Origin of the sequence: Neobacillus niacini (assembly GCF_048572935.1) — a bacterium.
In the GTDB taxonomy this organism is placed as follows: Bacteria; Bacillota; Bacilli; order Bacillales; family Cytobacillaceae; genus Neobacillus; species Neobacillus niacini.
The window spans coordinates 1,999,039-2,023,970 of record NZ_CP183883.1; the positions used below are offsets into that span (position 1 = coordinate 1,999,039).

Consider the following 24,932-nt stretch of genomic DNA (forward strand, 5'->3'; position numbering starts at 1 on the left):
ATTGTAATGTTAAATAAAACCTTACTTATCAACATTTATATGTTGTTATTAGTAAAAAGGTCACATGGTGGTAGTGTGAAAAATTATTCACAAATTGTACATTGGAAAATACTTTTACAATGTTAGATACTACCAATAGAGAGGTTAAACTTAGATAAATATAGAGAGAGAAAAATTAAAAATGGGAAGGGTGAGTCAAGTGGCTTTTTGGGGGAAAAAAGATAAAGAGAAACCCGAATCTAGAGAGAGTAAAAAGAAGCCTGGACTTTTTCGTAGAATTTGGCAGAAATTTAGAAACATAGACTGGAAAGATCCAGTTACAAGATGGAAAGCATTATTCGTCGCCCTAATAGGGTCTGTTGTCATTTTTGGGGGAGGATACGGAGTTATATCATTCACCAACTCTCCATCATTCTGTTCTAGCTGTCATGAAATGGCTCCAGAATATACAACATTTACAGCAAGCTCACATAGTGAGATCTCCTGTGTACAGTGTCACATAAAACCTGGATTCGTAAACATGATGACACACAAAGTCATTTCATTAAAAGAAGTCTATCATCACGTAATGGGTATACCTGAACAAATCGTTCAAACCGAGCATGAGGCAGTGTCTGATGAAAACTGTCTTCAATGTCACTCTAAGAATCGACTTGTATCAGCTTCAGGTGATCTAATTGTAAATCATAAAGGACATATTGAAGAAGGCGTCCCGTGTATCAGCTGTCACGCAGGTATAGCACACGCAAAAATTGCTGCTCGCGGTATCAACACTGAGGAAGTTCGCGGCCACTGGACAGAAGAAGTTGCACAGCAAATGATGGAAAAGAAATACTTGGCTCCTAATATGGGAACATGTATTGATTGTCACGATAAAGTAAACAACGGTGAAAAGCCTTGGAAAGATGTAGCGTATCTTGTACCGCCAAATCCGGAGCATCTTGAAGAAGCAGCTAAGGAAACATCAAATGCAGTAAAACATGAGGTTAATACTGAAGAAGAAGCAAAAGAAGCAGTTGCGAAGCATGACGAAAAAACACAAAAAATTATTTTAGAAGCACTAGGGAAACAACAAAAGGACGTTAAGATTTCAATGGCATGTGCAACCTGCCACGAGGAAGTAAACATTCCTGAAGATCACAAAGTTGCAGATTGGAACCAAAACCATGGTGGAACGGCACTTAATCAATTAGATAAATGTGTAGACTGTCATCAGGATTCTAAATGGTTTAGAGACATTCCAAAGGAAGACCTTATTTCTCTATTAAAAATGGCTGAGGTTGAGGAAGAACAAAAGGACCATAAATATCAACCAAACATTACGGTTGTAAGAGAACAGGCGAGAATAAATAAATTCTGTAGTGCCTGTCACTCAGACCGTCCTAATAGCCACGGTAAGAGCGATCAATACTTAACTTCACATGCAGACAATGCGAAAACGGCGGATCAAAAAGCAGAATGCTTCGTCTGTCATGATCGTGAAGAACCAAAAGCTGACTCAACAGATGTAAAAGCACCAACAGATGTTTATTGTCAATATTGCCATAGAACTGGCTTTAAAGATGATGTAAAAAATTAAAAATACTACTCTGGAGGGACGCTTTTATGAATGAAGAAAAAGAACAGCTGTCGGCCCCTCCCCGGTCACGCCTAAGATTATATAAAGTTATGACTCTAACAGTGTTGTTTCTGGCCCTTTTCTTCTCCCTTGGAGCATTTGGGCTAGAAGCAACTTCTAGCTCTGAGTTCTGCTCATCATGTCATGAGATGAAACCTGAATACTATACGTGGAAGGCTTCCTCGCATAGTGAAGTGGATTGTGTTAACTGTCATATCGAACCAGGGGTCAAGCAGACAGCTAAGGAAAAAGTTGGATTACTAACTAAGGCTGTAAATAAAAGTGATGATCAAAATGTGGCACCCATACGGATGCCAGACGAGATTCCAGATAGTACATGTGAAAGCTGTCACAATGTGTTGCAGAGGGAGTTTACAGTTTCAGGGGACATTATCATTCCTCATGAAAAGCATAAGGAAGAAAATGTTACCTGTATTCAATGTCATAGCGGAGTAGTCCATGGTGAAATTGCAGATAGGGAAATGACATTTAAAACAGATTATGATAAATGGGATCGTGATTTAGGAGCTGCTGCAATGGCAGATTTGAAATGGACACGCCCAACAATGGATACATGTATGGATTGTCATGAATCAAGACAAGTAACAACTGAATGCAGTGCCTGTCATACTACCGGCATGATACCAAAGAGCCATGAGGAAACAAAATTTAAAACAAAAACACATGGAAAACTAGCAAAAGATGAATTAAAAGACTGTAATTCCTGTCATCGGTATATGTCATCTATAGACCTTGAAGGTTATGAAGGTGCTTCAGTTCTTGATAAATATTTACAAACCGATAGTGGGGCATCAACTAAAACAGAAAGAACGTATGCAAAAGAAAACACTTTTTGTCAGGATTGCCACAGAAATCGACCAGAGAGTCATAAGGACTCGTTCTTTGGTAATCATGGGGCCCAGGCGAGCAAAAATAAGGAAAATTGCTATACCTGTCATGAGCCAAATCGTTCAAATACATCAAGCAGTAATACGGTGAATTGCTCATCCTGTCATCAGATGAAGCATTTAAATAAATGGCGTGAGAATCACCCGGTTGCTATTGGTAATGTTAATAAACCGCAAGAAAGCTGCTATACCTGTCATGTCAAAAAGACTTGCAGTTCCTGCCACAAAAGCGAATAAGATGAGCCCAAGTCAGCTTGGGCTTTACGATATTTTTAACAAGGAAATTTGAGATTTAGCTTTTGTGGGTTTCAATCTTAAAACGAATGGATGAAATCCCACGGAAAATAATGATGAACTATGAGGAGGATTCTTATGGAGGCCCATGAACTCCCGATTAAAGAAAGTCCGGAAACAAACAAGGATACGCGGATTAAGGAAAAGAATGACCGCTTTACTAAATTACAGGGAATATCCTTAATCATTGGGACACTTCTAATAAGCCTGATTGGCGGCTATATCATTAGTGATAAATTTATTTGGAGTAAACAAGAACAGGACCGGATCGTACAACAAGTAAATTACTATGAGGGATTGGTTAGTAAAGAACCAAATAAACCTGAACACCGTGTGAATCTTGGCTATTCCTACCACTTAAATGGTGAAAGTGAAGAAGCAATAAAACAGTTACTAATGGCTATTGATTTAGATAAAAAGAATGTTTCAGCGTATTTTAATCTTGGGCTTGTTTATAACGAAGAAGAACGCTTTGATGATGCTTTAAAACAAGCATCAAGAGCTGTTGAGTTAGCTCCAAGAGATTATAAAGGACATTTATTAGAAGGAATGGTTTATAGAAAACTCAAAATGTATGATGAAGCACTAGCCTCCCTCCAAGAAGCAGATAAATTAATGCCTGTTAATAATGATATTATTTTCGAGATTGGTAGAGTAGCAGAGGATCAAGGTAATGTAAAAGACGCTGAGGAACTTTATAAAAAGGCATTAAGTTACGACCCTCTTTATAAACCAGCCTCCGAAGCATTAACTAGACTTGCAGGTAACAACAGCAAATAAAAGGAGATGACTAGAATTGAAAAAGTCAACAACGTATATATGGATGAGTGCCATGGTTGTACTTTCTGCAGCCCTTTTCTCAGGCATCACCTTTTTGGATTTAGGTCCGACTCTGAAACCCATTGTAGCAGCAGCAAACCCAACTGGCGGTGAACCGGAATTTAGACAATCTTTTTATGGCAGCTTTGAAGCACCTCTAGATAAACCAATGGATGTTGCGAAAATTGGTGAATTTATTTACGTTTCAGATACCAAAAATACACAAGTGCAAGTTTTTGACCAGTCTGGTAATAACGTTAATGCATTCGGCGAAAAAGGTACTGAGAAAGGTCAATTCCAATTTCCTTATGGAATTGCTGGTGATAAAGAAGAACAAGTTTATGTAGCTGATTTATATAATGGAAACATTTCTATTTTTTCATCAAAAGGGGAATTTATTAAATACTTCCCTGACAAAGATAAATTGATTCAATCACCGGGTGGATTACGTATTTATGACGAAAAGCTGTATGTCACGGATATTAAGTCAAACAAGTTATTTATTTTTGATTTAGAGGGTAAAAAGCTGATGGAAATCGGTGATGCTGGTCAAGATGAAGGGAAATTCATCGCTCCTAATGCCGTAGCGGTCGACCAAGATAACCAAATATATGTCACAGATTCAGGAAATAATCGAGTTCAAGTTTTTGATAAAGACGGTAAATTTATCAGAATTATCAACGGATCGGAAGACGGAAAAGGAGCTTCACTATTCGTTAATCCTCGCGGGGTTGCAGTTGATTCAAAAGGAACAGTTTATGTAGTCAGCAATTTATCTCATAACATTTATGCCTTTGACCAGGACGGAAAAAAAGTACGTGAATTAGGTGGAATGGGAACTGACAATGGTCAATTGTATTTGCCAAACGGACTTTTTATCGATGAATTTGGTGCTATATATGTAACCGATACAATCAATCAAAGAATTTCAGTGTTCTATTAAATTTCTAGTTTCGTTTTAACAATTAAAGTAATTCACGAAGATAACTAGTGATATAGTGTACGAAAAATTTAAACCTCCCTTTTACATTTTTCGTGCCTACGATATTACTAATCAGAGATCCTTTCCTTTTGTCTGAAAAGGGAAAAGAAATTTCTTTTGGGAGGTGATGCGTGGAAAAAGGTGCTAATGCTTTAGAAGTCAAAAAATACTAGAGAGAAAAAAAGAGAGAAAGAAAATTGGGAGGTTTTTAGAGATGAGCAAGGTGAAATTAGGATTTACAGCATTATTTACGCTTATTCTATTAAGCGTGTTCGCTGCTTTTGCTTCTGCTGCGGAGTTTACTCCAACGCCTGGCAATCCAGCACCTGATATTCATGTTGGAACTATCGATAACAATGGTGAAGTCAACCAACATAGAACACATGGTAATTTCCAAAACAACACCAACTCTTGTGCAAACTGTCACAGCACGCACAATGGGGACAGTGCAACATTATTGAAGTTCGAAGAAACTGAATCTGATTTATGTTTATCATGTCATGATGGTACTTTAGGCTTCTATAACGTAAAAGGACAAGGTGCAGGAGCAGGTACATTTAACACTACTCATGAAAGTTCTTCTATGCACAATGTAGGTACTGTTACAATTGGTTCAGCTCCAGGTGCATTAGACAATAAATCAGCTGATGAATTGCAGTGCTCAAGCTGTCACAATCCACACGGATCTACTAACGATCGTTTATTAAAAACTACTGTTGCAGGTGTAACTTACTCTACAACACCAATTAAACTTGCGTTAACTCCAGACCCAGCATTTGAAGCAATCAACAACAGCTCAACAAATTCTGGATTAAAGATTACTACTTCAGTTGGTCCTGAAGGGTCTGCTGACAAAGTAAACTACGCTAATTTCTGTTCAACATGTCATGATACTTATGATACAGGCAGTGGTAAGCAAACAGCTCTTGGTCACTACTCACATACTACAAACAGCTCTTCACAAGGTAGAAACTGTGCAAGCTGTCACTATGCTCACGGAACAGATATTACGCTTCTAAAAGATGCTGCAGGAAAAACGATAGCCGATTATACTAAGCCAGTTGCAGAAGGCGGAAAGTATGGTTGGTCAAATGAAACTGCGACGGCTTACATGAAAGACGTAAGTGCTGGCGGTTCTAATAACAAGAAATATACTAACATGTCTGTTTGTTGGACTTGTCACACATCAAGTCACCCGCTTGATACTCCAATGCCTGCACAAGTAGGAGACCCTAATGCTGGTACGGGTGAATTATGGAACTATGTATGGAGCTCAAGATATAACAAATATATCCCTACATTCAATGAAAAGGCTAATATTCGATAAAAAAGCCAACAAATAGCCCCACTATTTGTTAGCTCAATAAAAGTTTAATCGGAACAGGGTAGTAAATCATCTTTACTACCTTGTTTTCTATCAATATTATTACAATTTGTCACTAAATTGTCAAAAGTTATTAACTTATTACTTAGGTTATTTGCATTAAAAAAATAGAGAGAGAAAGAGAGAGACTTGGGAGGTTTTTGAAAATGAGTAAGATTAAATTAGGCTTTACAGTTATATTTACGCTCATCTTGTTAAGCATGTTTGCTGCTTTTGCTTCTGCAGAAGAAACACCTTTTGTTCCAACACCAAGCAACCCAGCACCTGGTATTAACGTTGGCACCATCGACAACAATGGGAACGAAGCTGTACACAGGACGCACGGTAATTTCCAAAATAACACCAACTCTTGTGGTAACTGCCATAGCACCCACAATGGAGATAGTGCAACTTTATTGAAATTCGAAGAAACTGAATCAGATTTATGTTTAACTTGTCATGATGGCACTTTAGGATTCTATAACGTAGAAAAAGCATCTGGAGCTGGTGTTTTTAATAGCACACATGATTCTGCGTCTATGCATGATGTAGGTACAGTTGAAATTGCTGCTGCTCCTGGTGCGCTTAATCCAACAGAAGAAGAATTACAATGCTCTAGCTGTCACAATCCACACGGATCAGTGAACGATCGTTTATTAAAAACAACTGTGAACGGAAAAACGTATTCTACAAAAGCGATTGATCTTGAATTAATTGAAGATCCTGCTTATGCAGAATTTAATGCTAGCACAGGTCCTACTGGTTTGAAAATCTATCAATCTAAAGGTCCTGTATTTGTAAATCAAGATTTACCTGATGTTCCACAACGTGTTTATTCAAACTTCTGTTCAACATGTCATGAGGATTACTTAAAGTCTAGTGGCTCTCAACGTGTGGATGGTCACTATTCTCATACTACTAACAGCTATAAATCCGGACGTAACTGTGCAAGCTGTCACTATGCTCACGGAACGGACATTACATTATTAAAAGATACTGCTGGAAAAACAGTGGCTGACTATGTTAAGTCTGGCTGGACGAAAGAAAAAGCTGAAGAGTACATGAAGGATGTAAGTGCTGGTGGATCTGCAATCAAGAAATATACGAACATGGCTGTATGCTGGGCATGTCACCAATCCACTCATAAGCTTGACACGCCTCCTGTTGTAGGCGGTAACTATTCTGGTAAACCATCACGATAAAAAGGCTGACGAATAGGTACTATACATTAATCCCAAAATTGGTTTAAACAAAAGCTAGTAAACAAGGTAGTAATGCTAATTATTACTGCCTTGTTTTATTAATTTAGCCCTGTTGCCAAATTGTCAAAAAGAATACTTTAACGATGATAATTAATGTTAAATCAGTTGATATAATAAAAGAAAAAGGCGCTTAAGGCTCTTATTAAGTACAGAAAAAGGTGGATTTTATGAAGAGGATGAACTATAAACGAGGGTTGCTTTCATATATTGTCATAACGAGCGTTTTCCTTAGTTCTTTCCTTTTTTATTCTCCTTCTGACATCGTTTTTTCAGCTCAAGGTGATCCCTATTTAGAAGTGGTGTCTCCGAGTGAAGCAGCGGTGTTTGATGTTACAAAGGTTGAAATTACAGGCAGTATGTCAGATGATCGTACACCACCTGATCAGCTTTCACTAAAAGTATTTGAGAAATCTGATTCCAGTAGTGAGACAATCGAGATAACTAACGATGGGCAGTTGACGGTTTCAGTTAATGGCCAAAATGGTAATTGGGTATTTATAAAGGAATTTCCTGAGGGAAATCATTCACTTTCTTTTGTCCTTATGGATATAGAAGGAAAATCGGTTGAAAAAAACATGTCTTTTACGGTTAAGGAAAAAGTTGTCGATGTCCCTATAACAAATCCAGAAGATACTTCTATTAATGGGCAAGAGATTTCAACAACAATGACAACTACTACTACAACAGAAACTGTACAGACCGATGTTGAAGATAAAGGCCCTAGACCATATATTGTAGAAATGAAAATTATTCCACCAGGTGTTACAAATGAAAGTGGATATTTACCTGTTGAGGATATGACCCAAGTTCCTTTGGACTTAAAAATTATGGTGGTTATCAGAGAAACTGGAGTATTAAACTACACCCAACCTTTGTTTGTTTCATCAAGTAAGGGAGAAATCAAAAGTAAAGAAGATTTAGAGGGGATAATCCCACAACGGAATGAAAATGGAGATTATGTTATTATGTTTACCCCTGCTGTTCCGCTGGATTCGAGCACAACCTATTATGTTTACGTTAATCCTGCTATGACCAATGACCTTGGTCAAAGAATATTTCCTAAATTCTTTAAATTTACTACCACCAATGTATATCATATCGGAGATATTCACGGAAACTACGCTAACAATACCAATGCATGTGCATATTGCCACAGCACACATAACGGTAAAACGGCAACTCTTGAAGGTGGAGAGTTCGGGGCATCCGAAGATAATTTCTGTATGGTTTGTCATGATGGCACTAATGGATCACCAATGCCTGATAAATATAATAGTACAAACAAACATAATCAACACACAGATGCAGAAGCCAAGAATTCTGAATCGTGTACAAGCTGCCATAATCCACATGCTTCTTGGACAGTGGAAAATCCAGCTAGACTTCAAAGTGTCCAAGTACCAGGAGCAAGTCACTTCCAAACCCTAACATATAAAAAGGGGGGAACAGCAACAGGCGCTGTCGAAGATTTTACACTCTGCTTTAGCTGCCATGATGGCAGTAAAGCATCAGATATTAAACAATATTATGAGAATGAAACATTATTAGCAGAATCTGGTCATAACATTACTTCTGCAGATGGCAGTCCCCTTAATGGACAACTAGCCTGCGCAGATTGTCATGAAACACATGGTTCAAATAATATTATGTTACTACGAGAAGAACTGGGTAATGTAAAAGTTGCAGATGCTAATAAATTTAAGACAACAGGCGCTGCATGGGATGCTGCAAATGAGCGACAATTCTGTTTGAAGTGTCATAACAATACCACTGAGGTTTATGGAAAGACAGGTACATTTAATGATAGGAATATTGCTGGTGAACTTATTATCGGTCATCAGACGGAGGATGTACAAAGCTGTTCTAGCTGTCATGGAGGTTCCGCATTATCGTTTATGGATGCAGCACACGGACCTAAAAAAGGAATTTATTTAACTAAACCAACAAATTCACAGTAAAAAACGAGAGGGAGACCTCTCGTTTTTTACTGTGAATAAACTTTCAGTCAATTATTAGATTGTAGATAAGTTATGTGGATGTGTAGATATGTGGATGAAGTTTTTAGAATTTTTAAAATAAAAATCCGAATAATCCTATTTATCCACATATTTCATTTAAATGGTATTCAAAATTGTTGATAAGTGTTGATATCCACACCGAGAGAAGTTTTTTTATATAACTGCCACAAATAATGATTTTTGAAATTTCCCCTATAAACAGTCTATAATAGATAAGGAACAAACGAACGGGCTAAGTCATAAGCTAGAAACTGACCGTAATTTTTATAGAGGTGAAGAAAATGGAATTAGCAGAAATTCGAAATGAACTTGAAAAAACAGCTAAACGTTTAGCGGACTTTAGGGGGTCTCTTTGACCTTGAAAATAAGGAAGCACGTATAGCTGAACTTGATGATCAAATGCTTCATCCTGATTTCTGGAATGACCAGCAGGCAGCTCAAACTGTTATAAGTGAAGCCAATGCACTAAAGGATCAGGTAAATGAGTTTAGCCAGATGTATGAAACATTTGAGAATCTAGAAGTGAGCTATGAGCTTGTCAAAGAAGAAAGTGACGCGGAATTACAGGCCGAGCTTGAAGAAGAATTAACGAACCTAACTTCAAGACTTAATGACTTTGAACTTCAGCTGCTGCTAAGTGAAGAGTACGATAAACACAACGCAATCTTAGAATTGCACCCGGGTGCAGGTGGAACCGAGTCACAAGACTGGGGATCTATGCTGCTGCGTATGTATACGCGTTGGGCGGAGAAAAAGGGCTTTAAGGTGGAGACGCTTGATTATCTTCCAGGCGATGAAGCAGGGATTAAAAGTGTAACCTTGGCCATAAGGGGACATAACGCATACGGTTATTTAAAAGCGGAAAAAGGTGTTCACAGATTGGTGCGGATTTCACCGTTTGACGCTTCAGGACGCCGCCATACATCGTTTGTATCGTGTGAAGTCATGCCGGAATTTAATGATGAAATTCAAATCGATATCCGTACAGAGGACCTTAAAATAGATACGTACCGTGCCAGTGGTGCTGGTGGACAGCATATCAATACAACTGATTCCGCTGTAAGGATTACCCATACACCAACGGGGGTTGTGGTTACTTGCCAATCCGAACGTTCGCAGATTAAAAACCGTGAATCAGCAATGAAAATGCTGAAAGCCAAGCTTTATCAACGAGAAATTGAACAGCAGGAAAAAGAGTTACTCGAAATCCGTGGTGAACAAAAGGAAATTGGGTGGGGAAGCCAAATTCGTTCATATGTTTTCCATCCTTATTCTATGGTTAAAGATCACCGCACAAATACCGAAAGCGGAAACGTTCAGGGAGTAATGGATGGGGACTTAGATCCATTTATTGATGCTTACCTGCGTTCAAGAATTTTATAATAAAACGATTAGCCTTTGCCATCATAGTGGCAGAGGCATTATTTTTGTAATAGTAATTATTCCTTCATTAAATTCTTATAATAACAAATACTATAGAATATTTAACCCTTTAATGCGTTATCTGAATGCCATTTACAGCAAATTATTGCCATGCTATACTCACTTCGATTGAGATAGAAAGTTATAGCAAAATGGTAATATAGAGGGGAATTGCACTATGAATAAAAGAAGAAACAATCAGACTGCACCGAAATTTGCAAGTGCTCTAGAATACATAAACGTTTTAGTAGGATCCGCAATTATTGCGCTTGCCTTTAATGTATTTCTCCTGCCAAATCAAATAGCCTCGGGAGGCGTAAGCGGCATTAGTACGATTTTATTAAGTGTAGTCGGCTGGGAGCCGGCATATGTTCAATGGGCTTTTAATATTCCATTGTTCATAGCAGGAGTTGTTTTACTAGGAAAGCAATTTGGAGTAAAAACACTCGTGGGAACTATTTTTTTACCTTTTGTTGTTTTCTTAACAAAAAATGTTGACCCGTGGACCAATGATGCCTTGCTTGGAGCACTATTTGGAGGGATTGTAGTAGGTCTCGGACTTGGTATTGTTTTTAGGGGAAATGGATCAACCGGGGGAACCGATTTAGCTGCTCAAATTATTACAAAGTACACCGGCCTTACTCTTGGTACGAGTGTCGTTCTGATTGATGGAATTATTGTCTTCTCGGCAGCCCTCGTGTTTGATATTGAACGAGGATTGTATGCATTGATTGCCTTATATGTTACAAGTAAAACGATTGACCTAGTCCAGGTGGGTTTCGGCCGCTCAAAAACAGCCATGATTATTACGAACAAGCAGGAAGAAGTACGAGAAGGAATTTTGAATAAAATTGACCGGGGTGTGACAAAACTATCTGCCTATGGTGGTTTTACAGATAATGAACGCCCCGTCCTAATGTGTGTGGTCGATCAGCGGGAGTTCACAAAATTGAAACAATTGGTTAAATCCCTTGATCCATCTGCATTTGTCGTCGTTATGGATGCTTCTGAAGTGTTGGGAGAAGGTTTCAAAAGGGCGTAATACTGCTATACTATTTCTTGTATGGTAATTTTTTCTGAAGGGGGGAGTAGCAATGAAGAAAAAGCTACTAAAAATGGTATTAGGAACAGCTTTGGTTATGGGGCTTGCTGCTTGTGGCGGCGGAGATGACGAGGCTGGTGGCGACACCGCCGGAGCAGGGGATGCTGAAAAAATTTATTCACAAAAATGCTCAAGCTGTCATGGCGGTGATCTAAAAGGCGGTATGGGACCTAACCTAACAAAAGTAGGTGCAAGCAAATCAAAAGATGAAATCGCTGGAATTATTAAGAATGGTACAAATGGCGGAATGCCAGCTGGACTAATTGAAGGCGAAGATTTAGACCAAGTTGCTGATTGGCTGGCCTCTAAAAAGTAATTTACATAAAACGTTCTGTGATTTTTGCAGAACGTTTTTTATTTTTGTGAATCTATGTTACTTTATAAAGATATTGTTAAATTTTGTCGAAAAATATAGGATATAAATAACAATTTATGTAGGGATTGAAAAGAAACTGTAATAATTTTACCGCTTTTTTTACCTCAGTTGAGTGTTATAATGAAATCATGTTAGATCCTGCAGTATTTTGTCTAGGATTTTGTTTTTGTGCAAGAAAATAAGAGGTTATTGTCGAAAAGCAAATAGTTTCGAAACTAACTGATAAAGGTGATCTAAATGATAGAAATGCAAGATGTGTTTAAAAAGTACCCAAATGGGGTTACTGCGATAAATGGTATAGATGTTCGGATTAACCAAGGTGAATTTGTTTATGTGGTTGGCCCGAGTGGTGCAGGGAAATCTACCTTCATTAAAATGATGTATCGTGAGGAAGTGCCGACCTCTGGTACTATTACAATGAACGGTGTTAATGTTGCGAAAATAAAGAACAACAAAGTTCCGATTTTCCGACGCAACCTTGGTGTTGTCTTTCAAGATTTTAAACTATTACCAACAAAAACGGTTTATGAGAATGTGGCCTTTGCTCTGGAGGTAATTGAAGCTCAGCCCAAGTTTATTAAGAAGCGTGTAATGGAAGTCCTTGATCTCGTTAACCTTAAGCATAAAGCAAGAATGCTCCCGACAGAGTTATCAGGAGGGGAGCAGCAACGTGTTTCGATTGCGCGCTCCATCGTTAACTCTCCTAAGATTGTCATAGCAGACGAACCTACAGGTAACCTTGACCCGGAAACATCGTGGGAAATCATGAATATCTTCGAAGAAATTAATAACAGGGGTACGACAATCGTCATGGCAACGCATAACAGGGAAATCGTCAACACAATTAAACATCGTGTAATTGCCATTGAGGCAGGAAAAATCGCACGTGATGAACAAAGAGGTGATTACGGTTATGAAAATTAGAACTCTTGGCCGTCATGCGCGTGAAAGTTTTAAAAGTATTGGCAGAAATGGCTGGATGACGTTCGCTTCTGTAAGTGCTGTAACCGTAACGCTCATTTTAGTCGGTGTCTTTTTCGTTATTATGATGAATCTTAATAAAGTGGCGCAAACCATAGAAGAGGACGTGCAAATTCGCGTTCACATCGACGTTGCGGCAAATGCAGAGGATCAGCAAAAGTTACAGAGTCAGATTGAAAATATATCAGAAGTACAAAGTGTAAAGTTTTCATCCAAGGAACAGGAACTTGAAGAATTAATTAGGAGCATGGGTGAGGATGGACAAGCATTTAAACTATTCGAACAAGACAATCCACTTAACGATGTATTTATCGTAAAAACGAAAAATCCACAAGATACAATGCAAGCAGCGAAAGCGATAGAAAAGCTAGAGTATGTGACAAAAGCTGTTTATGGTAAGGGAACAGTAGAAAAATTATTCAACTTCATAGAAGCTAGTCGAAACGTAGGAATCGTTCTTATTGCAGGACTATTTTTTACTGCAGTTTTCCTTATATCTAATACAATTAAAATTACCATCATTGCCAGACGAAGAGAAATTAAGATTATGAGACTGGTAGGAGCAACGAATAATTTTATTAGGTGGCCATTCTTCCTAGAAGGATTATGGCTTGGTGTACTGGGGGCTATCCTGCCAATTATCTTAATAGCAATTGCCTACTATAACGCTTATGAATATTTAGCACCAAAGTTAGTGGGGAACTTTATTCAAATTCTTCCATATAATCCGTTTATTTACCAAGTATCGGGAATTCTTATTTTAATGGGCGCCTTGATTGGTGTCTGGGGAAGTGTAATGTCAGTAAGAAAGTTCTTAAAGGTTTAAAATGATTTTTTCAGGAAGGGCAGTGGAAAAATGTCCTTCCTGATTACTGTTATGGATTCACTCATACATAACGATAAATGGGAAGGAGAAATTGGACTTTGAAAAAACAAGTACTATCTTTAGCAGTTGCAGGAACGATCGGGTTCAGCAGTTTTTTTGGAGGATTCGCTGAAGCTGCTTCCATTTCAAGTTTAAAGGATCAACAAAATAAAATTGAAAAAGAAAAATCTGATCTATCGTCTACTATAAATGATGCCGATCAACAGATTAATAGTTTAAATAAACAACAGTCTAATGTAAAAGAAGAAATGACACGCCTTGATCTTGCAATAGGTGACACACACAAGAAAATTAGTGAGAAAAAGGCTGAATTGGAAAAAACAAAGGCAGAAATTGCTAGACTTCAAGAAGAAATAAGAGTGACGAAAGAGCGAATTGAAAAGCGAAATGAGCTTTTGAAGGAGCGCGCCCGTAACTATCAAGAAACAGGTGGAATGGTTAGTTATCTTGATGTATTAATGGGTTCACATAACTTTAGTGATTTTATTGACCGTGCTAGTGCGGTGGCGACAATAATGCAGGCAGATCAGGATATACTAAAGCAGCATGAAGCAGATAAAAAGAGTTTGGAAGTGAACCAAGCCAAGGTTGAACAGGAGCTTGCGAATGTCCAATCGATAGTAGATGATTTAGAAAAAATGAACATACAATTGAATGCACAAAGAGCTGAAAAGGATCAGTTATTGGCTTCTCTAGAAAAACAAGAAGAAGAAATTCATGAGCACAAAATGGAACTTCAGGAAGAGGCGCAATTACTTGCAGCCCAATCAGCTGCTATCCAAAAGGCAATTGCACTTGAACAGAAACGTCAAGAAGAAGCGGCAGCGGCAGCAGCTGAGGCCGCAGCAGCAGCAGCGGCAGCTGCCTCAGCTGCTGCAAATAATAATAACTCTGGATCAGGTAACGGTGGAGGGGCTAGTACCCCGCCGCAAACTACGGCACCAGTCTCAAGCGGGGCATTCACATTACCGGCGAATGGAACCTTTACATCAGGTTTTGAGCCTAGATGGGGCACCTTCCACTATGGTATAGATATAGCTAATCGTGCTGCAAATGTACCAATTTGGGCTGCTGCTGATGGTGTTGTTATCCAATCCTACTATTCTAGCAGTTATGGGAATGTTGTTTTTATTGCCCATTCTGTTAATGGACAAACATATACGACGGTTTCTGCTCATATGGAAGCACGTACTGTCAGCTCAGGTGCAGTTGTGAAAAAAGGCCAGCAAATTGGAATTATGGGTAACACTGGCGATTCCACAGGAAAACATTTGCACTTTGAGCTCCATAGAGGGCAATGGAATGCAAGCAAGAGTAACGCAATTAATCCAGTCGGAATTGTACCAATGCCATAGAAGGAAAAGGGAGAAGCCACGCTTCTTCCTTTTCTTTTTGAATAGGACTTTTAAGGCATAACTCGTCCATCCCCCACATAATAGTTAATAAACGGGCAGGAATCAGACACTTTTTTATAATGTTAGTCACTAGATGCTGCACATGAGGGGGAACAAGATGAATAGAAAATGGATTGCCCTAATGATGGTAGGGTCGCTTTTTACAGGAGCGGCGGGCACATATGCAGGAATGCAATGGTATGATCAAACAGACGGCAACACAGCCCTTGAACAAACAATAACGAAAACGGAAACAGCTGTAACAGGTCAGGCAGATCTTGAAGACCTTTCAAAGGTTAATCAGGCCTATGAATTAATCTTGAGCCGTTATGTTGAAAGGGTAGATAGTGATACCCTAGTAGAGGGAGCTATTCAAGGGATGCTCACCGTCTTAGATGATCCCTATTCGGTTTATATGAATAAAGAAACAGCGAAGCAATTCAGTCAAACTTTAGAATCCTCCTTTGAAGGCATTGGAGCAGAAGTGGGGATGGTAGATGGGAAAATTGTCATTGTATCACCTTTTAAAAATTCCCCAGCGGAAAAGGCAGGGCTAAAGCCAAATGATGAGATATTGAAAGTAGACGGCGAAAGTGTTGAAGGTCTTGACCTCAATAAGGCTACGTTAAAAATACGTGGTAAAAAGGGGACAAAGGTAAAGCTGGAGATCGAACGAAAGGGGTTAAAGGAACCTCTTTTGATAGAAGTCACTCGTGATGAAATTCCACTTGAGACCATTCATGCCTCTGTGAAAAAACAAAGTGGGAAAGATATCGGATATATTGAAATTACCTCGTTCTCCCAGGAGACGGCTGCTGATTTTAAAAAAGAATTAAATCGTATAGAGAAAAAAGATATTGAAGGCTTGATCATAGATGTTCGTGGAAATCCTGGTGGATTACTCATAAGTGTTGAGGATATCTTAAAAGAATTTGTTACCAAAGAAAAACCATTCATCCAAATAGAAGAGCGAAGCGGGGAAAAGGAACGGCACTTCTCAACACTGACAGAGAAAAAAGAATATCCTGTAGCTGTTCTCATTAACAAAGGAAGTGCGTCAGCGTCAGAAATATTAGCCGGAGCCTTAAAAGAGGCGGCTGGTTACCAATTGATCGGAGAAACAACTTTTGGTAAGGGAACGGTACAACAGGCTGTTCCGATGGGAGATGGCAGTAATATTAAGCTGACTTTATATAAATGGCTGACACCTGATGGAAACTGGATTCACAAAAAAGGGATTAAACCGGATGTTGAAGTCAAACAACCAAAGATTTTTGATACACATCCGCTTAAAGTGAAAGAACCTCTTAAAGAGGATATGAACAATGAGCAGGTCAAAAATGCACAAGAAATATTAGAGGGGTTAGGGTTTTCTCCAGGTCGTACAGATGGATATTTTAGTTCCGAAACCAGTACTGCTGTTAAAGCCTTCCAACAAAATCATAATCTGCAGTCAACTGGTAAAATTGACGCTAAAACAGCTGCTAAGCTTGAGGAAGAGGCAATAAAAGAAATGAAAAAAGAGAAAAACGATATCCAACTGCAAACAGCTTTGAGATTAATCTCAAAATAAAGAAGTGAACAGAGACATATGTCTCTGTTTTTCTTTTCGACAAAAAAACGAGGAACTAGTAGAATATGTCGAGAATTTCCTTGGAAATAATGTTGAATAACAAAGAATTAACAATTAATCACGATAAATGGAATAGATGTGCATCCTTTTTACTAGATATTTCGACACTTTTTTATTTTTTCAAGAAACTAGCAATAGGTTTTATCCCACTATTTTGGTAAAATAATCAATAGAACTAGATTGATAGAATTTATGATAGAGGCAGGTGGCAAAATTTGGTGCAATTATGGCTTCTTGAGCTGTTAAAGGGAACAGGAAAACTCTTCCTTCATCCTGTTTTTTACTATCTCATTTTCCTTTCTGGAATTCTGGGAGTTTCAAGGGTAAAACGAGAGCGAAAAAATTTCCATACCAGAACCTTTGATGCTTATTTTGAACTTCGACAGTTGTTCCCATTAGGTTTAATTTTGGGTCTTGTGCTATCCATAGTCACAATTACCGCTGGTCTTAGCGTTCCATTTGCAGCCATCCTTCTGATCGCCGTCTTTACGCTATTATGGAGTTTAACAACTAATATTCGGTTAATGTCGCCAGTCTACACCGTGGGTGCGGCTTTTTTCGGAGTTATTTTATTTGCTGAATATGGCTGGAATGTTTCATTCTTTAAAGGTGCATTTCAAGGTATTGACGAGAAGGTTTACCCTTCTGTAGTGATCTTGTTAGCACTCTTATTAATATCTGAAGGGATTCTTATTACTAGAAATGCAAGTGAAGGATCCTCTCCCAAACTTGTAAAAAGCAGGCGAGGGCAGAATGTTGGTGCTCATGAAGTGAAACGACTCTGGATGCTGCCCGTGTTTCTATTAATCCCAGGGGATGTTTTGACGCTGCCATTCGAGTGGTGGCCTGTTTTTCAGATTGGTGCGGAGTCCTACTCGCTGCTCCTTGTTCCGTTTGCTGTCGGTTTCAGCCAGCAAATCCAAGGTATGCTCCCAAAACAATCGATTCAGCTGCATGGTCGTAAAGTAATAACATTGGGTATCCTAACATTAATCTTGTCTGTTATCGGTTATTGGTATCCGCTAATCTCGATTGTAGTGGCAGCCTTAGCGATAATTAGCCGTGAACTCATTTCGTTAATGCAGCGATTGAAGGATGACAATTTACCATTTTATTTTTCTAAGAAAAACAAAGGCTTAATGATTATCGGGGTCATTCCCGAATCACCTGCTGATAAAATGGGAATTCAAGTAGGAGAAATAATTTCAAAAGTAAATGGTGTTACGATCCGTGATGAACAAATTTTTTATGAAGCACTGCAAAAAAATCGAGCCCATTGTAAGCTAGAGGTATTAGATATAAATGGCGAGATTCGTTTCGTTCAACGCGCTTTGTATGAAGGTGATCATTACGAGTTAGGTGTTCTTTTTGTACAAGATCAGAAAAAATATGATGAAAAAATAGGATAAAGAACGAAGCCAAAGGAAATTTTCCTTTGGCTTTTTTTTATCTAAAGGCTCTGTTAAAACTGAATGTTGATTTCACTGTGTTTGGAAAATAAGCGGAGAATATCCGTTTAACTAGGGAAATACCCATATTTCGGCTATTTTAGGCGGAGTTTTTCCGCTTAATGTATCCAAATCCTTGGAATTTGTCTTATTTAAAGCAGTTAACCGATTAAGTCCGTATAATTGTGTAAAAACAAAATGAGTCAAATTAGTTCCTCATGGCTACAATGTTATCAGCGACGAAAACAATGAGGAGGAATTAATTTGACCCAGTTTCAGTTTAACCTAAATATTGAGGATTTAAAAGATTGTATTATGAAATCTGATATCGATGCAGTTGTTAAAGCGTCTGTTGTCCTGGTTCTAAATTCAGTTATGGAAGATGAAAGAGATAAGCATTTAAACGCTAGAGCTTACGAGCGTTCTACTGACCGACGCGACTACCGGAATGGTTATTATGAAAGAGATCTCATTATGAGTATTGGAAGAATCACCCTAAGGGTACCTCGTACACGTAACGGGGATTTTTCTCCATCCGTATTTGAAAGGTATGCCCGATGTGACCAAGCACTTGTCCTTTCTATGTTAGAAATGGTAGTGAATGGTGTATCTACCCGAAAAGTAAAGAATATTGTACAACAGTTATGTGGGGAAAGTTTTTCAAAATCACTTGTTTCCTCTCTAACAGAGAAACTTGACCCGATTGTAAATAAATGGGCTAATAGGCCAATTAATACGATGTATTATCCCTACATCTTTGCAGATGCCATGTACATTAAAGTGAGGGAACATAACCGAGTGGTATCTAAGGCTGTTTATATCGCAACTGCCATTAATGAAAAAAATGAGCGAGAAATCCTGGGGTTGAAAGTAGACCACTCTGAAAGCTATGAGGCTTGGCAAAGATTTTTTCAACACTTACAATCACGTGGTCTTCAATCACCAAGATTAATCATATCAGATGCACATAAGGGCTTAAAAAAGGCAATTGGCACAGAGTTTGTGGGAACAACCTGGCAGCGCTGCACTGTACATTTTAAAAGAAATATCTTTAATCAATTACCAAAAAAAGATATGGACGAGGTAAAAGCGGCATTAAAAGGGATATTTAATGTAGTAAAAATTGAAGATGCTAGGAAACTTAAGGACGAGTTTATGGAGAAATATGAGGAAAATCCAAAACTAGAAAACGCAATAAATACATTAGAAGAAGGCTTCGAAGATGCCATTCAATATTTGAATGAACCTACTAAATATCATCATCATATACGTAGCACTAATTCCTTGGAACGATTGAATCAAGAAGTTAGGAGAAGGGAAAAAGTCATACGGATCTTTCCAAATACACAATCAGCGTTCCGATTAATAGGAGCTGTACTAATGGATATTGCCGATGAACAAGCAAAGAAACCATCTATGATAGGGAAAAAGTAGGAGTAGGAGCGAAGCGCGCGAAATTTTGATGGTTTTGGAAGGGGGTACCCCCTTCCCAAACCATCAAAATTCATAATAGCTATTAAACATTGTAATCATGAGTAAATTAATTTACACAAAATCTAGGACTTGACTAGTTAACCGGATTATCTCCACTTATATCTGCATCCTAAGGTTCCTCTATAGATAATAGTCGGAAATTCTCCGCCTATGAATTCTCACCCCTTCACGAAAATCAACAATGAAAAATAACAGAGCCTATCTAAAAAAGGATTCTAATTGCCTTATTTCGTATATTTGAAGGTTTCCTAGCTAAACCTAAAAGTGGGAAGTTCATATCCAAGAAAGGTGGTGTAGCCATATGATTAGTTTCTTAGATTTTTACACTCCTACAACTTTTAACTTTGAGGCAGTCTCTGCCATTGTATTTTATTTCTCAATATATTCATTGTTTGGATGGCTGTTAGAAAATAGCTATAATTACTTTACGAAACATAAATTTTTAAAACCAAATTTTTTTTATGGACCCTTTAAGCCGATGTATGGTTTTGCCCCTGTCATCTTGGTGTATTTAATAGGTCCTGAAACAAATTGGGGCATTGTCCTTTTGCTATGTTTTTTCATTCCAACCTTGATAGAGTATATAAGTGGGGCTTTACTTCAAAAGTTTTTTCGACGTCAATGGTGGGACTATTCGAATATGCCCATGCAAATACACGGACATATTTGTCTGCCATTTTCTCTATGCTGGATTCTGCTATCCTTCGCCTGTTTAAAGTGGGTCCATCCTGTCATTATTTCTCTTTTTGGAGCCGTAGAAATGTGGTGGACATGGATATGGCCAGCGATTATTTTATATTTTATTGCTGAATTGGCTTTGTCTATTCGCAGACACTCTGCCCAATTGATCGATGAAGCAGAATCGCCTAATCCAATTCAATAAATAGTCCAAACTCCTTTACATAAATGAAGGAGTTTTTTTTTGAAAAAAATTATTAATGTTTGACATTCAAATCTTTATTTGAATATCATATAATCAAATAAAGATTTGAATGTATGAGGTGATGAAGTGAAGGAACGAGATATTTGCGAGGTAACTTGCATTGATGATCATAAAACCACAAAACTGCAGCCCCTAGTTGAAAAAAGCAATATTTTTGAGGTAACCAAGATATTTAAAGCGTTGTCTGACGAAACGCGAATGAAAATTGCCTACGCGCTCACACTTGAAGATGAACTATGTGTATGTGATGTGGCTAATATTGTCGGTGCTACAACAGCAACAGCCTCCCATCATTTGCGTCACTTAAAAAGCCTCGGACTTGCCAAATATCGGAAAGAAGGAAAGCTAGTCTATTATTCTCTTGATGATAATCATGTGAAACAGCTTATTCACATTGCCTTCGAACATCAACACGAAGTGGCAGGTCGAGACTAATTGATTGAAAAACGTATCACAGAAAAAAGATAAGAAAAAAACTAATAGACAACTTTAGTTGGGAGAGATATTTATGGGACATCATCACCACCATGGACATTCTCATGGGCACTCACATGGTCATGGACACAGTCATTCACATACAAGTAATAAAAAAGCATTATTAAGTTCATTTATTTTGATTGCCGCCTTTATGGTGGTAGAAGTCATAGGGGGAATTTTAACCAACAGCTTGGCTTTATTATCTGACGCTGGACATATGCTAGGTGACGCAGCTGCGTTAGGTCTCAGCTTTTTCGCCATTAAGCTTGGGGAAAAACAGGTTTCACAGGAAAAAACATATGGATACAAGCGCTTTGAAATTATTGCTGCGGCACTAAATGGATTAACTCTCATTATCATTTCCTTATATATATTTTATGAAGCATTTAATCGTTTCTTTGCTCCTCCTGAGGTTCAAAGTACAGGAATGTTAATGATTTCCATAACCGGATTAGTGGTAAATATTATCGCTGCATGGATCTTAATGAGTGGTGACAAGGACGATAATCTCAATGTACGTAGTGCCTTTTTACACGTGCTGGGAGATATGCTGGGATCTGTCGGTGCGATTGTAGCAGCTTTGCTGATTATGTTTTTTGGCTGGACGATTGCCGATCCAATAGCCAGTGTCATTGTAGCCGTATTAATTATTATAAGTGGTTTCCGTGTTACAAGAGATTCCTTCCATATCCTAATGGAGGGTGCACCGACACAAATTGATATCCAACAGGTCAAAGATGCACTTAGTAAAATCCCATTGGTAAAGGAAGTCCATGATTTACACATTTGGACAATTACTTCCGGATATCCAGTATTGAGCTGCCATATTACCATTTTAGATGGAGCAATCCATGACGAAATACTTGCTAAGTCACAAAAAATTCTCCATGATGAATTTCATATTGAGCATAGTACGATTCAAGTTGAAAAGGCTGAAGTTGGCTGCCCCAGCCCACATGGGACATGTAACTAGAAAAGTAAATATATTTTTTGTTGCAATTTTGTGAATTAATTTCTAAAATATAGTAACAGAAATGTTTGAATGAGGTGGACCCATTGGCTATTGAATATGTATCTGCACTTATATTGCCTGGTTTACTCGTATTGCTATTTACCCGAGTCACATACAACCGGCTCATTGCCCTTGCCTTAACCGTTGGACTCATTGCTGCTTCTGTTTATAAAGGCTATACGAATACATTCCCGCTCATTGTGGTCGATGCTTTTTCACTTACAGCTGGGTTCTGGCTGGCTGCGAAAATGAAAACACGAGTTTTTACAAGGACATAATCATTCATCTTAGTGGTAAGTCTGTCAATATATTGACAGGCTTTTTTGCTTTTTGCAGATAAAATAAAAATTCTATAGGGAAAATCGAATGTTCGTTCGCATATTAGTGGTTTGTTTTGGAGGAATTGTGTTAGAATGATACTATTAGAATTTCAGGATACATTTTCTAGCACCATCCCGGTCAACTTGCACGTTTTTCTTGCTAGAAGATGATTTTTTATCGGGAGGAAAATCAGTGAAAGATCAATTTGAATTGGTTTCAAAATACTCACCTCAAGGCGATCAGCCTGAGGCAATTCGACAGTTAGTTCAAGGAATAAAGGATAACAAACGCTATCAGACATTACTTGGTGCTACTGGAACAGGTAAGACGTTTACTGTTTCAAACGTCATAAAAGAAGTAAATAAGCCGACACTCGTTATCGCACATAATAAAACGTTAGCCGGTCAGTTATATAGTGAGTTTAAGGAATTTTTCCCAAATAATGCAGTTGAGTATTTTGTTAGCTACTACGATTACTTTCAACCAGAAGCTTATGTGCCATCGACAGATACATTTATTGAAAAAGACGCAAGTATTAATGATGAAATTGATAAACTTCGGCACTCCGCAACATCCGCCTTATTTGAGCGGAAAGATGTGATCATCATCGCCAGTGTATCATGTATATATGGTCTCGGTTCACCTGAAGAATACCGGGAAATGGTGCTGTCACTAAGGACGGGGATGGAGATTGAGCGTAACCAGCTGTTACACCGTTTGGTCGATATTCAGTATGAAAGAAATGATATTGATTTTAAACGTGGTACGTTCCGAGTTCGGGGGGATGTAGTAGAAATATTCCCTGTGTCACGCGATGAACATTGTGTTCGTGTAGAATTTTTTGGAGATGAAGTAGATCGAATTCGTGAGGTTGATGCCTTAACGGGGGAAATTATCGGGGAACGTGAACATATCGCTATCTTCCCTGCCTCCCACTTCGTTACTAGAGAAGAAAAAATGAGAGTCGCCATCGAGAACATTGAAAAAGAACTTGAAGAACGCCTAGAAGAGCTTCGTGAAGATAATAAATTGCTTGAAGCACAGCGCATCGAACAAAGAACACGTTATGATCTTGAAATGATGCGTGAGATGGGCTTTTGTTCAGGGATTGAAAACTACTCACGTCATCTGACATTGAGACCTGCAGGTTCCACACCGTATACGCTTCTCGATTATTTTCCGGAAGATTTTCTTTTGGTCGTGGATGAATCACATGTTACCTTGCCGCAAGTAAGGGGTATGTTCAATGGTGATAGGGCTCGGAAACAGGTGCTTGTTGACCACGGCTTTCGTCTGCCATCAGCACTGGATAACCGGCCTTTGACTTTTGATGAATTTGAGAAACATATTCACAATGCCATCTTTGTCTCGGCAACCCCGGGTCCATTTGAGCTTGAGCATACCCCGGAAATGATTCAACAAATCATCCGTCCAACTGGATTACTAGATCCAACCATCGAGGTACGTCCAATTGAAGGGCAAATAGATGACCTCATTGGTGAAATCCAGGAGCGAATCAAGAAAAATGAACGGGTGCTTATTACGACGCTGACAAAGAAAATGTCTGAGGACTTAACGGACTATTTAAAAGAGATAGGAATTAAAGTCCAGTATTTACATTCAGAAGTAAAAACACTTGAGCGGATTGAAATTATTCGTGAGCTGCGGCTTGGCAAGTATGATGTCCTTGTCGGGATTAACCTGCTCAGAGAAGGACTGGATATCCCAGAGGTCTCGCTTATTACGATCCTCGATGCTGATAAAGAAGGCTTTCTTCGTTCAGAGCGTTCATTAATTCAAACCATCGGCCGTGCAGCCCGTAATGCCAATGGGCATGTCATTTTGTATGCGGATAAAATGACAAATTCGATGGAAATAGCGATAAACGTAACAAGAGAGCGCCGTAAAATTCAAGAAGAATACAATAAAAAGCACGGTATTACGCCTATGACGATTCAAAAGGGAATTCGCGAGGCTATTCGTGCGACACATGCTGCCGAAGAGCAGGAAGATTACAAACCAGCAGCATCTTTCGGGAAAATGTCGAAGAAAGAAAGAGACAAGCTGATTGCCACTATGGAAAAAGAAATGAAAGAAGAAGCAAAGGCGCTTAACTTTGAACGTGCTGCTGAGCTTCGTGATTTATTATTAGAGTTAAAAGCGGAAGGATGACGTAACC

21 protein-coding genes are annotated in these 24,932 nt (G+C 38.5%); all 21 read left to right on the forward strand.

What is annotated here, in order from left to right; all coding sequences use genetic code 11:
• Nucleotides 1-181: 181 nt before the first annotated feature.
• Nucleotides 182-1,579: a cytochrome c3 family protein gene (locus ACN6MT_RS09300; protein ID WP_419955666.1), complete on the forward strand. Its 1,398-nt coding sequence runs from the start codon at nucleotides 182-184 to the stop codon at nucleotides 1,577-1,579.
• A gap of 26 nt (nucleotides 1,580-1,605) precedes the next feature.
• Nucleotides 1,606-2,763 carry a cytochrome c3 family protein gene (locus tag ACN6MT_RS09305; RefSeq protein ID WP_419955667.1) on the forward strand — a complete coding sequence of 386 codons (1,158 nt, stop codon included), beginning with the start codon at nucleotides 1,606-1,608 and terminating at the stop codon, nucleotides 2,761-2,763.
• Nucleotides 2,764-2,898: 135 nt separating this feature from the next.
• Nucleotides 2,899-3,600: a tetratricopeptide repeat protein gene (locus ACN6MT_RS09310; protein WP_419955668.1), complete on the forward strand. Its 702-nt coding sequence runs from the start codon at nucleotides 2,899-2,901 to the stop codon at nucleotides 3,598-3,600.
• A 16-nt stretch (nucleotides 3,601-3,616) separates the two neighbouring features.
• Nucleotides 3,617-4,582, forward strand: coding sequence for a 6-bladed beta-propeller (locus ACN6MT_RS09315; protein WP_419955669.1), 966 nt, complete (start codon nucleotides 3,617-3,619; stop codon nucleotides 4,580-4,582).
• A gap of 253 nt (nucleotides 4,583-4,835) precedes the next feature.
• A complete protein-coding gene (locus ACN6MT_RS09320) occupies nucleotides 4,836-5,948 on the forward strand; it encodes a cytochrome c3 family protein (RefSeq protein WP_419955670.1) in 1,113 nt (370 codons plus the stop codon).
• Between the two features lie 203 nt (nucleotides 5,949-6,151).
• On the forward strand, nucleotides 6,152-7,186 hold the full coding sequence (locus ACN6MT_RS09325; protein ID WP_419955671.1) for a cytochrome c3 family protein: 1,035 nt from the start codon (nucleotides 6,152-6,154) through the stop codon (nucleotides 7,184-7,186).
• A gap of 227 nt (nucleotides 7,187-7,413) precedes the next feature.
• Nucleotides 7,414-9,204, forward strand: coding sequence for a hypothetical protein (locus ACN6MT_RS09330; protein ID WP_419955672.1), 1,791 nt, complete (start codon nucleotides 7,414-7,416; stop codon nucleotides 9,202-9,204).
• Nucleotides 9,205-9,545: 341 nt separating this feature from the next.
• Nucleotides 9,546-10,647, forward strand: a protein-coding gene (gene prfB, locus ACN6MT_RS09335; protein ID WP_419955673.1) for a peptide chain release factor 2 whose coding sequence is annotated in 2 segments (ribosomal slippage) — nucleotides 9,546-9,617 and nucleotides 9,619-10,647 — 1,101 coding nt in all. Because the reading frame shifts where the segments join, the coding sequence is not laid out codon by codon here.
• Between the two features lie 217 nt (nucleotides 10,648-10,864).
• Complete coding sequence (locus ACN6MT_RS09340; RefSeq protein WP_419955674.1) at nucleotides 10,865-11,728, forward strand: YitT family protein; 864 nt, start codon at nucleotides 10,865-10,867, stop codon at nucleotides 11,726-11,728.
• Nucleotides 11,729-11,780: 52 nt separating this feature from the next.
• Nucleotides 11,781-12,104, forward strand: a complete 324-nt coding sequence (cccB, locus tag ACN6MT_RS09345; RefSeq protein WP_419955675.1) for a cytochrome c551 — start codon at nucleotides 11,781-11,783, stop codon at nucleotides 12,102-12,104.
• Between the two features lie 297 nt (nucleotides 12,105-12,401).
• Nucleotides 12,402-13,088, forward strand: coding sequence for a cell division ATP-binding protein FtsE (ftsE, locus tag ACN6MT_RS09350; RefSeq protein WP_063252026.1), 687 nt, complete (start codon nucleotides 12,402-12,404; stop codon nucleotides 13,086-13,088).
• Nucleotides 13,078-13,971, forward strand: coding sequence for a permease-like cell division protein FtsX (ftsX, locus tag ACN6MT_RS09355; protein ID WP_063252027.1), 894 nt, complete (start codon nucleotides 13,078-13,080; stop codon nucleotides 13,969-13,971). The genes ftsE and ftsX overlap by 11 nt, the downstream gene beginning before the upstream one ends.
• A gap of 98 nt (nucleotides 13,972-14,069) precedes the next feature.
• Complete coding sequence (locus ACN6MT_RS09360; RefSeq protein ID WP_419955676.1) at nucleotides 14,070-15,386, forward strand: murein hydrolase activator EnvC family protein; 1,317 nt, start codon at nucleotides 14,070-14,072, stop codon at nucleotides 15,384-15,386.
• A gap of 157 nt (nucleotides 15,387-15,543) precedes the next feature.
• Complete coding sequence (locus ACN6MT_RS09365; RefSeq protein ID WP_419955677.1) at nucleotides 15,544-16,998, forward strand: S41 family peptidase; 1,455 nt, start codon at nucleotides 15,544-15,546, stop codon at nucleotides 16,996-16,998.
• A gap of 275 nt (nucleotides 16,999-17,273) precedes the next feature.
• A complete protein-coding gene (locus ACN6MT_RS09370; protein WP_063252030.1) occupies nucleotides 17,274-18,467 on the forward strand; it encodes a PDZ domain-containing protein in 1,194 nt (397 codons plus the stop codon).
• A 303-nt stretch (nucleotides 18,468-18,770) separates the two neighbouring features.
• A complete protein-coding gene (locus ACN6MT_RS09375; RefSeq protein ID WP_419888493.1) occupies nucleotides 18,771-19,940 on the forward strand; it encodes an IS256 family transposase in 1,170 nt (389 codons plus the stop codon).
• Nucleotides 19,941-20,301: 361 nt separating this feature from the next.
• Nucleotides 20,302-20,883: a putative ABC transporter permease gene (locus tag ACN6MT_RS09380; RefSeq protein WP_419955678.1), complete on the forward strand. Its 582-nt coding sequence runs from the start codon at nucleotides 20,302-20,304 to the stop codon at nucleotides 20,881-20,883.
• Between the two features lie 126 nt (nucleotides 20,884-21,009).
• Complete coding sequence (locus ACN6MT_RS09385; protein ID WP_063252039.1) at nucleotides 21,010-21,378, forward strand: ArsR/SmtB family transcription factor; 369 nt, start codon at nucleotides 21,010-21,012, stop codon at nucleotides 21,376-21,378.
• Between the two features lie 73 nt (nucleotides 21,379-21,451).
• Nucleotides 21,452-22,393 carry a cation diffusion facilitator family transporter gene (locus ACN6MT_RS09390; protein WP_419955679.1) on the forward strand — a complete coding sequence of 314 codons (942 nt, stop codon included), beginning with the start codon at nucleotides 21,452-21,454 and terminating at the stop codon, nucleotides 22,391-22,393.
• 83 nt (nucleotides 22,394-22,476) lie between these two features.
• The gene (locus tag ACN6MT_RS09395) at nucleotides 22,477-22,710 is read left to right on the forward strand and encodes a DUF2198 family protein (protein ID WP_419955680.1); all 234 of its coding nucleotides are present in this window, start codon (nucleotides 22,477-22,479) and stop codon (nucleotides 22,708-22,710) included.
• A 235-nt stretch (nucleotides 22,711-22,945) separates the two neighbouring features.
• Nucleotides 22,946-24,925, forward strand: a complete 1,980-nt coding sequence (uvrB, locus tag ACN6MT_RS09400; RefSeq protein ID WP_419955681.1) for an excinuclease ABC subunit UvrB — start codon at nucleotides 22,946-22,948, stop codon at nucleotides 24,923-24,925.
• Nucleotides 24,926-24,932: the final 7 nt, after the last annotated feature.